Genomic DNA, 10,874 nt, shown 5'->3' with positions numbered 1-10,874 from the left:
TAGTTCATTAGATCTCAACTTCTGACCTTTGACACAATTTATTTTACAATCCCTTTGGCTTAAGTTTTGCTCACCTCCTAGCAGGAACGGTCGTCGTAGAGAATGTATTCGCGCTACCTGGACTCGGACGATTTGCAGTGCAATCGATTCTCAATCGTGACTATCCAATGATTCAGTGCTATGTCTGTCTGACCGCAGTGCTGTTTGTTGGAGTTAACTTCATGGTTGATTTGACTTATAGCTATTTTGATCCGCGCATTCGTTTTGGTAAACAGGAACTCTAGTCATGACCATTTTGCAAAAATTGCTCGATCGTAAGCTGGCCTGGTTTGGTCTCAGCTTAATTGCGATCGTGCTGCTTCTCTCACTGTTTGCGCCGCAGATTGCCCCGCACGATCCTTTAGCGGTTGATTTGATGAAAAAGCTTCAGCCGCCTGGTGCTATTTTTCCATTGGGGACAGATCATCTCGGTCGCTGTGTTCTCTCCCGTCTAATCTATGGAGGGCAGGCTTCACTGTCAATTTCTCTGATCGTCGTCATGTTTACGACTTCGATCAGTCTACTCGTCGGGCTAGTTGCAGGCTATGTAGGCGGCAGAGTCGATAATTGGCTTATGCGGGTGTGTGATGTGTTTCTCGCATTTCCTTCGCTGATTTTGTCTCTTGCGATCGTCGGGACACTCGGCGGCGGCATTAATAATCTCATTCTTGCCTTAGTCGCAACTCACTGGGCAGGCTATGCGCGGATTGTTCGCAGTCGAGTTTTGAGCGTCAAAGAAAGTAACTTTGTCCAGGCGGCGATCGTGTCTGGTACGGGTGCTATTCCAATTATGCTCCGGCACATTTTGCCATACACGCTCATCGAGCTAACGGTACTGACAACACTTGATGTTAGTCATATTGTTTTACACATTGCAGGACTATCGTTTTTGGGACTGGGGATTCAGCCCCCTACGCCAGAATGGGGAGCAATGATCAATGATGGGCGCGAGTACTTTCGTCGTCAACCAGAACTCATGCTTTATCCTGGTCTGATGATTTTTCTCACGACTCTGGCATTTAATCTGGTTGGAGATGTGCTGCGCGATGTGCTTGACCCCCGGATGGAACGGCAATCTGAAACTTTAAAGACGAAACTAGAACATGTCTAACGCGGTTTTAACGGTTGATCAATTAAAGGTTGCATTTTCAGGGCGTTCTATTGTTCACAATGTCAACTTTCAGCTACAACCTGGCAAAGTTTTAGGCATTATTGGCGAAAGTGGTAGCGGTAAAAGTGCAACTTGTTTATCGATTCTTGGTCTATTGCAAGGTGCAACGATTCAAGGGAGCATTCAGCTTTTAGGACAAGAATTAATTGGGCTAGAAACGGCAGAACTGCGGAAAATTCGCGGACAAAAAATCGGTATTGTGCTGCAAAATCCGGCAAGTTTCTTTAACCCGATCGCGCCGATTCAAAGACAATTTGTTGAAACACTACACGCTCACCGATCGCTTTCCCACGCAGACGCTCACTCGATTGCGATCGAACATCTAATAGCTGTCGGACTCACCGAACCCGAACGCATCCTGCGCCAATACCCATTTCAACTGAGTGGCGGAATGCTACAACGAGTCATGATTGCGATCGCGCTCTCCTTGCGACCACAGGTGCTAATTGCGGATGAACCAACAACCGCCCTAGATGTGATTACACAAATGCAAATTCTAAACCTGATCAAACAACTTCAGCAGCAGACTAATTGTGCAGTCTTGTTAGTCACTCACGATTTAGGGGTGATTGCTCAAATGGCGGATGATGTTGCAGTCATGTGGAACGGTAAATTTGTTGAGCAAACGAGTGTAGAGCAGTTGTTTGACCATCCGCAGCATTCATATACGCGATCGCTGTTAGACTCCCGTTTGATCAATCGCATCGGAGAAAGACAATGAGCTTACTATCTGTGCAAAATGTCTCTAAAAGCTACTCTCTTCGACTGGGCTGGAGTGGTGAAACACAGTGCATTCCCGCTGTGCAAGATGTGTCGATCGAGCTTGAATCTGGAAGTTGTCTAGGAGTCGTTGGCGAAAGCGGAGCCGGGAAAAGTACATTAGGGCGAATTGTTTTGGGTCTAGAACAGCCCGATCGCGGCAAAACTTATTTTCTGGATCAAGAACTCAGTCAGCTAAGAACGCGGGAATTGCGATCGCTCAGACGAGACATGCAGGTTGTGTTTCAAGACAGTTTTGGCGCGGTCAATCCTCGCTTTAAGGTCAAAGCAATTATCAGTGAACCATTGCGAAACTATCTAAAAATTACAGCAGCAGAAACAACTGATCAAACGATTCAGCTTTTAGAGACGGTAGGTCTAACGGCAGCGGATGCTGATAAATTTCCGCATCAGTTTAGCGGTGGACAGTTGCAGCGCGTCACCATTGCACGAGCGATCGCACTCAAGCCAAAACTCATTGTTCTCGATGAACCTGTTTCTAGTCTAGACGTGACGACTCAAGCCCAAATCTTAGCGTTACTATTGAATCTGAAGCAGCAATTTCATTTATCTTACTTGTTCATTACTCACGATCTTGCGGCCGTGGCTTATCTGGCCGATCGTGTTGCAGTCATGTACAAGGGCGCAGTTGTGGAATCCATCAATTCCTCAGACTTTACCAAACTCCAGCATCCTTACTCACAGCAACTCATCGCCGCTCAACTTCCAACTCATGTCCGAGATCGTTGTGGCATGAACCCCAGTTGATTTACATCAATCAGACAGCCTGTCAACTTAGCTGATTCCTTTCACCCGGTAATCTGCGCCTCTTATTAACGTCAGTTCGATGAGAGGGACTCGCTTCGTTTCGATCGGCTTCAGCCCCCTAAATCCCCCAAAATTGGGGGACTTTGACAAAGAAAAAGTTCCAGAGTTTCAAGATACGCTGATCAAAGTCCCTCAGAATGGGGGATTGGCATTGCTGAATCACGGGATGAATTGCTCTAATGCAAAGGGGAACTAAATGTTCAAAGTCCCTCACTTGTGGGGGATTTAGGGGGCGAATCCCTCAGCAACGAAGCGGAAAAATTCATTGAACTGGCATTGTCTTATTCTCGCTCGATCGGCAGTCTCAGCCAGTCACTCAATTCATACGCCAGCCAGCTCATTTCGTCTAAAGTCCCCACAAATTCGCACTTCTGAGTCCCGATCCACAGGTGCAAACGATGTCCACGATCGACTAAAACTAACTTCCAAATGTAGCGGCGACGTGCCCGAAAAGGTCGTCCGTACTTAAAACGGAAGATCTTACGAATCAGCACAACGTTCAAGGGATCAATCGTTAGCGTGACCCGTCCTGCTAACAAAATCAGCAGACTGACGATCGCCGCCCCAACTGAGACCGTAAACACCACCAATCCAGATAACAACAGCAGTGGAGTCATCCCAAGAATAAGGGATATCAGAAGTAACGGGAGCAGACCGAACATCAAAACCGGAAGCAACATCACAGGGCCCGATCGGTCGAGCATCAGTCTTTGTGAAGGCAGAATCACCTCTAGCAGTCCGGCTTTTTTGACTAAAACAATTGTGCTGTGGCTCGGTCGATCGACGGGCTTCTCAATGACAGTAGAATGTGCTTCTTGAATTTGGCGATCGTCTAATCCCTGAAGGGCCTGCTGGACAGAAGTGGGACGCTTGTTGAGACTCGGCTCGGTCAGCCATCTCAGCCAATGGGCAAAACTGGGACTGAGATTAACTAGATGCTCAAACTGAATTCTCAAATCTTCTTGAGGCAGATCGGCGGGATGTTGCCCCGTGGTCAGATAAATTAGTGTTGCGCCCAAACTGTACAAGTCAGAAGCTGAAGTCGCCCGTCCGCCAAACTGCTCAGGCGGCATGTAGCCATAAGTGCCGACGACGGTAATCGTGCCCCCTTCCTTAGCTGCCAACGTCTGCACCGAGCCAAAATCTACGAGATGCACCTGACCAGGACGGTTGCCCGATCGATTGGTCAACAGCACATTACTCGGCTTGATGTCACGATGAATCACAGGCGGCTGGCGATCGTGCAGATAGCGCAAAATCTCTAATAGTTCTCTGGCTAACTGTTCGACTTCCGCTTCGGTAAACGATCGTCCCGCTCTAAGATGCTGTTCTAGAGACTCTGCCTCAATGTAGGTTTGCACCAGCGCAAAGCCCTTTCGGTCACCTTGATCAAATTCAAAAAAGTCCAGATATCGAGGAATGGCGGGGTGATCCAGGGCTTGCAGCGTCGCCGCTTCTCGCTCAAACAGTTTTAAGTCATCCCATTCAAAGTCATGGCTAAAACTCAGCAGCTTAATCACGACCCGTTCTTGAGTCTGCCGATCCCACGCCAGCCAGGTTTGTCGCCCCGACTTTTTGCCGAGGGATTGTCGAATCTCGTAGCGATCGTTCCCTTCCAAAACTGGCTGTGTGTCATCCAACAACGACTTTTTCCTCCTGCTTTTTCGTCAACCTCCTGCCTCTAGCGATTGCAGTGCTTCTTTGGCAGATTTGAGGCGGCGATCGAGATTCGCTTCTGTCATCCAGCTTAACCAATTTGAAAAGGCAGGGCTGAGATCCACGACTTGCTCAAAGTCTAGTTTGGTTCCTTTGCGGGGTAGGTGCTTGGGCGATCGTCCGGTAATGATCGCGATCAGCGTCACCCCCAGACTGTAGAGGTCAGAAACCGTCAAAACCCTGCCACCAAACTGTTCGGGTGGGGTGTATTCGTGGGTCGAGACGGCGGTGAAGGCGTTGCCCTCTTGACTCAACAGCATTTTGACCGACCCAAAGTTGACCAGATGCGTGCGGCGATCGGCTAACACAATATTGCTCGGCTTGATGTCGCGATGAATCGTGGGCGGCTTGCGTCCGTGTAGATAAATCAGAATGTAGAGCAGCGATTTTGCGATCTGTTTGGCTTCTGCCTCGGTGAAGGTGCGCCCAATTTTGAGACAGGCTTCTAGCGACCTTCCGGGCACATAGGTTTGCACGAGGGCCAGGGCTTTTCCGATCGGCAAACGGTGTTCAAAATAGCCCAAATATTGAGGCACACAGGGATGCGTCAAGGCTTTTAGCGTCTCGGCTTCGCGCTCAAATAGTTTCAGATCGTCCGATCGCAGCGTTTCATCCACACACAACAGCTTGATTACCACTTGCTCCTGTGTATTCAAGTCACGCGCCAACAGCGTCCAGCGTCCTTCTTGTTTTCCAAGTTCTCGCTCCACTTCGTAGTGATCACCCAGAATTTGTCCAGCCATAGCACCCAGTTTTACCGTCAAGTTTTACCGTCAAGTTTTAAAGTGTTGATCCGTTTGGGCGATCGCTGACCTGATATCCTAAATGAGCAATCAGCAACCGCTTTTTGAATATGTCTCCTCTCTCCACCCCCTCTCTGCGCGAACAACAACATCCCCTGATTCGCAATTTAGCAGACACGATCGAAGCCGTCTGGCACCGTCATTTGGCGCTTTCACCCTACCATCTGCCTGACGATCTGGGCTACGTAGAAGGGCGGATGGAAGGCGAAAAGCTAGTCATTGAGAACCGATGCTATCAGACTCCCCAATTTCGCAAACTCCACCTTGAACTTGCCAGAGTGGGGACGATGCTGGATATCCTGCACTGTGTTATGTTTCCCCGATCGGACTATGCCCTACCGATGTTTGGCTGCGATCTGGTGGGCGGCCGGGGGCAAATCAGTGCAGCGATCGTGGATCTATCTCCGACCAATTCAGAACGCCAGCTTCCTGAAGAATACCGTTTGGGGTTAGAAGCGCTGCCGTCGGCTAGTTTTTCTCAGCCGCGTGACTTACCAGAATGGGGCGAGATTTTTTCTCCGTTTTGTCTGTTTGTGCGCCCTGGCGATGCTCAAGAAGAAGCGCTATTCCTATCACGAGTTGAGGCGTATTTAGAATTGCACTGTCAACGCGCGATCGCTACTCCCTCTACTCCCGAAACCGCCGCAGAAATTTTGGCAGGGCAGCGCTACTATTGCGGTCGTCAGCAGGAAAATGACAAAACCCGTCGCGTGTTAGAAAAAGCCTTTGGTGAAGCCTGGGCCGAGCGCTATATGACGACCGTTTTGTTTGATGTGATGTAAATTTGTCCAGACTGAGATGAGGAATTTTGACCCCCTCTATCTACTGAATCATCCCTCATGTCGCAATCGTCTTCTCAATCCTGGCAGTTTGACGCTCAAGACACCTACGTTCCTATCTCTTATATCGTTGGGTTTTGTCACTTAAAAGCCGCTAAAGAAACGATCGCCACGCTCAACCATGCGGAAAGGCTTCAAAAAGCTCTAATGCTGGCGTGTTATGACCTGATTGCGCGAGAAGTCGGCAGCACAGACAGCGTAGACGACCTGATGCAGCACTATCTCAATAAAGTCAGCAGACCTCCTCGCGGGACGGCATTGATCGCCCTGTTGCTTAGAGAGCGGCAGTCCGAACTTGACCTCACTGCTGAAGAATTTGCCAAGTTTTGCGATTCTTACCGACTCTCTCGCGAAGAATTGCGAAACCTTTACAACGGTGTCGAAGTAGAGAGTTCTCAACTTTCGCCTCTGGCGCGGATTTTGGGAAAAACGATCGACGAGGTGATCGACCTGTGGAAGGGAGACGACTAACCGAACGTCCGTTCAATGAAGTTTTTTCGCTTCGGTGTGCAGCGCTTCTGCCCTCCAATCCCGAATTTCGGGGACTTTTAGACTGGATTTGCGGTGCAAAGTCCCTCACGGGTGAAGGATTTAGCTTGCTTTTCTAGATTGACAACCGCAGCCAAAGATTTCATCGAATTCACGTTAAACAAAAGGCGAATTCTATCTAAGCGATCGTGGATTAAATAACTCCGAAATTTCACCCTCACCCTAGCCCTCTCCCCAAGGAGAGGGAACCAGATTCTAGCCCCCTTCTCCCTGGCTACTGTGTACACACAAATTCTTCTCGGTTCGGCTCATCTAGGGTTCGCCCCCTAAATCCCCCATTCTGGGGGACTTTGAACGAGAAGGCTTCCTCAATTGAAAGCAATTTCCAGGTTTCAAAGTCCCCCAAATTTGGGGGATTTAGGGGGCTGAAGCCGACTGAAACGAAGCGGCGAGCGACTTGTGTGTACACGGTAGCTTCTCCCTGGGGAGAAGGGTTGGCGAGGGCTTCGCCCCACTTCGTGAGGAGGGCGATCCGAGACTCTACAATTGTCGAAGTTATTTAATTCTCATTCCTAAGCGATCGATTCCGCCATTGTCTGCACATTCCTCTGAACGCTGTAGAGAATCGTTTCCGAATTGACGTTGAAGTTTTGATCCATCCAAATCAGCGAAGCCTGGGAGACGACCCCCGATTCGAGCGTCACCAGAGAGAAATTCCGCAAGCGATCGCCCTGATTTTGCACAATTCTCGGCACTCTCGCTGCGTTTAGATAAACCGTTCCTTGGGGGGTCGTGTGAATCGATCGGCGCAGTTGTTGTTTTGTGTGGCGTAGCGTATGGTGCATGTGACCAAAAGCAACCAGAGGAATCGTTTTGCCAGATTGATGAACCTGAGCGATCGCCTGCTCAAAATCAGGATCGCCATGATCGCCGCCGATCGGTTGCCAATCTTTGCCGCAGGGGTCTTCGGGCAGATTGCCTAATCCGGTTGGGCCGTTGTGACCGATAAAAACGATGGTTTCGTGATTCGTGCTATCAGCGGCCGCAACAATGCGATCGACGGATTCCTCAAAACTATTGACTCCACAGCGATCGCGATAAAACTTATCATTCTTCCAGGTCGAGCCACCCCAGCTAAACGGACGGCTGCCCACCACGCTCACGCCCAGTTTAGGAAAGTCAAGCTTGCCATATCCCACATGACTGTCGCCCAATAAGTCAATCTGTTGCTGAAGGCGGTCTTCTCGACGGCGATCATAAGGACACTGCTTAATTCCCCAATCAGTCGCGTTGTACCAGGCATCGTGATTGCCCAAAATTGCCGCTTTGGGAAGGCTGAGTTGAGAGATTGCCCTAACAACTTCGACAGATTCGTTGCCAAAGTCACCTACCAGCAACACTAAGTCAACGTCTAACGCTTTAAGTGCCGCTTCGTCTTCGTGATCCCAAAGGTCATGAATGTCTCCGATAACGGCAATTTTAATCCTCTGACTGGCCACCATTCTGCTTTCCTGTCGCTGTCCTCTTCCAGCATAGGCAAGATGTCTAGATTTTGGATAGTTCTTTAGGACAGAGAATTTTGGAAGGGATGAGGGAGGGCTTTGCCCCGCATTCGCGAGGAGGGAGAACTTCGATGATCTGTTCCCCCTTTGGGGGTAATCCGCTTCGCGAGGAGGGATGAAATTTTAGTTCGTCGGTTAAGGCTCAAAATTATTCGTCGTTTGACCAGGTTGAGCGCCACATGACTTGGGCTTCGGCGATCGCTCGTTCTGTTTGCTTTTTTTGATACTCTTTTGCCAACACTTGAAGCCGCTTTTTGAGATCTCTCAATTTGTTGCGCCAGGTCATGATGGTTGGGTCGTTGAATTCAAGCTCGGTGAGACGAAGCTGAACGGCGACGACGTGGAGGATTGCACCACTGAGTTCTTTTTTCTCGTCAGAATTGGAAGACTTTTCGCTGGCTTCAATCAAGAGATTCAACAGATTGGGAGTGCCTGCTACGGGGTCGCCTTCTGCCTTGGCTGCGGCTTCTAGGACGGGTTCGGGAAGGTGTTTGGGTAAGATGTCGGACTGTTGTAGCAGACGATTGGTGTCACGCGAGAGGGTTTGTAGCTGTTGAGCGATCGCGCGCTCTAGATTTTCTTGCCACTGTACGAGAATTTCTAGGGGCGTTGTGGGGGGCGATTTTTGAGCGTTGCGTTTGGCCCTTGCCGCATTGAGCAACAGTTCTAAAGCATTTTCTGCGTCACTAGGAAGGTTCATCACTTCCTGAGAAAACTCTGACGTGTCTGCTGGAGGCGTATCTGCTGGAGGCTCGGAATTGACTTCATGGGCGATCGGTCTTAAGCAGGCAATCAATCCGGTCTGACCTCGTTTGGCTAGAGCTTTTAAGGCTTGCTGAAGCTGTTGGCGTTGACTAAGCGACAGTTTGAGAAACGCTTCTGGGTAGCCTTCGGTGCAAACGTGGTAGCCCGACAAAATTAACTGCTGCTGTACGACTTGTCCCAGGGCTGTCAAATAGCCAGAGTAAGTGCTGTAAAACTCGTCCCCGATCGCTTCAATTTTTTTGTCTAAAGTCGCAAGGGTTTGTCTAATTTGCTCGATCGATCCAACCATACTGATATCAGCTTTGACAATTTGCCTACATTCAGGATAGCGGCTGAGAAGCGATCGGGATAAATGATTGGTTTCTAGAGTGCTGATGATGTAAAGGCTGTTGAAGTGCTGTCTATCAAGATCGCCAGAGAACTGCGTTCTTTAGACTAGCGAAGCGCTTTATAGCGCGAAGCGTTTAGTCGCCCTAGATCCCCCACGAGTGAGGGACTTTGAACCGGAGTCTTATCTAACCCTAAATTGGCAGCTTGGGGGGCAAAAGACGCGATCAACGAAGCGAAAACCTCCCATCGAATTCACATCAGTTTAGAAAGCATCAGGCATCCAGGGAGGCGACCCCGCAAAAAGTTGAGTGGCGATCACCAGCGCAGCATCCGAACCCGTCAAACGATCGCACCACTGCAATTGAGCGGGCGAAAACAATCCCGTGTAGAGCGGTGACAGGCTGCTGACATCCAGTTGTAGGTCGCCTCGCCCTCCCTTTGTGACGGTTGCTTGCCCCTTCTCTACTGTAAGAATAAATTTGCCCGCATTTGCTGGAAACAGACCGTCTCGAATCTCAAGGTGTAACTCTGCCGAAACGTCTGGGGAATAGCCGCGTTGTTCTAGCGCTTTTTGCACATGGACAATTCGCAACATCCAGCGACTGTGGGTTTTGATCTCGACATTTTTTTGCTCTGGCAACACGAGAGACAACGCCTCGATCGCAGAACTGCGCCATTGAATGCGATCGACCTGCGATCGATGAACCGCCCAAAACGCCCAAAACTTTCTCACTGCCGCCGGAGTCAACAACACCCAATCTCGAATCACAATCTGGCTATAGTCGCCCTCGTTCTGATGCTCAAAAATCACATACCCTTCTGGCTGGGTGGCAGTGCCGATCCGATAAGCATAGAGTGGCATTCCTTTGTCAGCGTTTAGGAGTCCCTGCCAGATAAACGGATTGCGATCGAGGAACCCATTTGTTTGCGAGGCTTGCTGTTGATAAAGTGGGGCAAACTCCTCGACATTGAGCGAAACCCGTTCGATCGGCAAACGATCCGCTCTCATCTCAAGTTCGCTCGTCAAAACGCTCCAAATGCAGAGAGTGCCTGCTTGTTCGTAGCCTGCTTTGCGATAGAGCGGTTGGGCCGCAGAATACAGGACTGAAAGTGGGATTTCTCTAGTGTGAAGTTCTTGCAAGACGGTTTGCATTAGAGCGATCGCACCGCCTTGACCCCGATATTCTGGCAAAATTCCCACGCCGCCGATCCCCACCATTGGCACCCGTGATCCATACCATTGGCCCATTTCTAGCAGTCCCAAACCGCCGATCACCCGATCCTGATCGCACAACACCCGAATATTCTGGATGCCCACTCGACTCATGTAGACCGATTCATCAGCAGGGGGCGCGTTAAAGCACTGGGCCAGAATTTGTCCAAGCTGATTGACTTCGGTCTGGCTGGCTGGAATGCGACACTCAAATCGACCTACTGACATCGATCGTTCTCCCAAATGAGCTAAAGGCATTATCCTACGCGATCGTCTCCGGGGAAGCGCGATCGTCTTTGCCCAACCAGCGATTCTTCATCTCAGCATCCGCAATCTTGGCAACTCCCGAATTTATACTTA

10 protein-coding genes and 1 pseudogene are annotated in these 10,874 nt (G+C 49.8%); 6 read left to right on the top strand and 5 right to left on the bottom strand.

Annotated features, from left to right (window positions below; all coding sequences use genetic code 11):
• Positions 1-62 precede the first annotated feature (62 nt).
• From ACKFKH_RS22545 to ACKFKH_RS22530, 4 genes and pseudogenes are all read left to right on the top strand, one after another.
• Positions 63-284: pseudogene (locus ACKFKH_RS22545) on the top strand (ABC transporter permease subunit); the annotation flags it as partial.
• 2 nt (positions 285-286) lie between these two features.
• Positions 287-1,150 (top strand): nickel ABC transporter permease subunit NikC, encoded by an 864-nt coding sequence (nikC, locus tag ACKFKH_RS22540; RefSeq protein WP_446860603.1) that lies wholly within the window; start codon positions 287-289, stop codon positions 1,148-1,150.
• Positions 1,143-1,931: an ABC transporter ATP-binding protein gene (locus ACKFKH_RS22535; protein WP_446860602.1), complete on the top strand. Its 789-nt coding sequence runs from the start codon at positions 1,143-1,145 to the stop codon at positions 1,929-1,931. Before nikC ends, ACKFKH_RS22535 begins: the two co-directional genes overlap by 8 nt.
• Positions 1,928-2,737: an ATP-binding cassette domain-containing protein gene (locus ACKFKH_RS22530; RefSeq protein ID WP_446860601.1), complete on the top strand. Its 810-nt coding sequence runs from the start codon at positions 1,928-1,930 to the stop codon at positions 2,735-2,737. The genes ACKFKH_RS22535 and ACKFKH_RS22530 overlap by 4 nt, the downstream gene beginning before the upstream one ends.
• Positions 2,738-3,078: 341 nt before the next feature.
• On the opposite strand, the gene ACKFKH_RS22525 is transcribed toward ACKFKH_RS22530, so the two are convergent.
• Entirely contained in the window at positions 3,079-4,440 is a 1,362-nt protein-coding gene (locus tag ACKFKH_RS22525; protein WP_446860600.1) for a serine/threonine protein kinase, read from the bottom strand.
• Between the two features lie 24 nt (positions 4,441-4,464).
• Entirely contained in the window at positions 4,465-5,256 is a 792-nt protein-coding gene (locus ACKFKH_RS22520; protein WP_446860599.1) for a serine/threonine protein kinase, read from the bottom strand.
• Between the two features lie 110 nt (positions 5,257-5,366).
• Here ACKFKH_RS22520 and ACKFKH_RS22515 point away from each other — a divergent pair, with 110 nt between their 5' ends.
• The gene (locus ACKFKH_RS22515; protein WP_446860598.1) at positions 5,367-6,098 is read left to right on the top strand and encodes a phycocyanobilin:ferredoxin oxidoreductase; all 732 of its coding nucleotides are present in this window, start codon (positions 5,367-5,369) and stop codon (positions 6,096-6,098) included.
• Between the two features lie 57 nt (positions 6,099-6,155).
• The gene (locus ACKFKH_RS22510; RefSeq protein ID WP_446860597.1) at positions 6,156-6,626 is read left to right on the top strand and encodes a hypothetical protein; all 471 of its coding nucleotides are present in this window, start codon (positions 6,156-6,158) and stop codon (positions 6,624-6,626) included.
• A gap of 590 nt (positions 6,627-7,216) precedes the next feature.
• Here the strand turns inward: ACKFKH_RS22510 and ACKFKH_RS22505 are convergent.
• The 3 genes from ACKFKH_RS22505 to ACKFKH_RS22495 all read right to left on the bottom strand — a co-directional run bounded on the left by ACKFKH_RS22505 (position 7,217) and on the right by ACKFKH_RS22495 (position 10,742).
• The gene (locus ACKFKH_RS22505) at positions 7,217-8,146 is read right to left on the bottom strand and encodes a TIGR04168 family protein (protein ID WP_446860596.1); all 930 of its coding nucleotides are present in this window, start codon (positions 8,144-8,146) and stop codon (positions 7,217-7,219) included.
• Between the two features lie 208 nt (positions 8,147-8,354).
• The gene (locus ACKFKH_RS22500) at positions 8,355-9,260 is read right to left on the bottom strand and encodes a hypothetical protein (RefSeq protein WP_446860595.1); all 906 of its coding nucleotides are present in this window, start codon (positions 9,258-9,260) and stop codon (positions 8,355-8,357) included.
• A 303-nt stretch (positions 9,261-9,563) separates the two neighbouring features.
• Positions 9,564-10,742, bottom strand: coding sequence for a GNAT family N-acetyltransferase (locus tag ACKFKH_RS22495; protein ID WP_446860594.1), 1,179 nt, complete (start codon positions 10,740-10,742; stop codon positions 9,564-9,566).
• Positions 10,743-10,874: the final 132 nt, after the last annotated feature.

This window comes from Phormidesmis sp. 146-20, assembly GCF_052939475.1.
The sequence above is the reverse complement of the archived record's forward strand: the minus strand, read 5'-3'. Positions and strand labels throughout refer to the sequence as shown.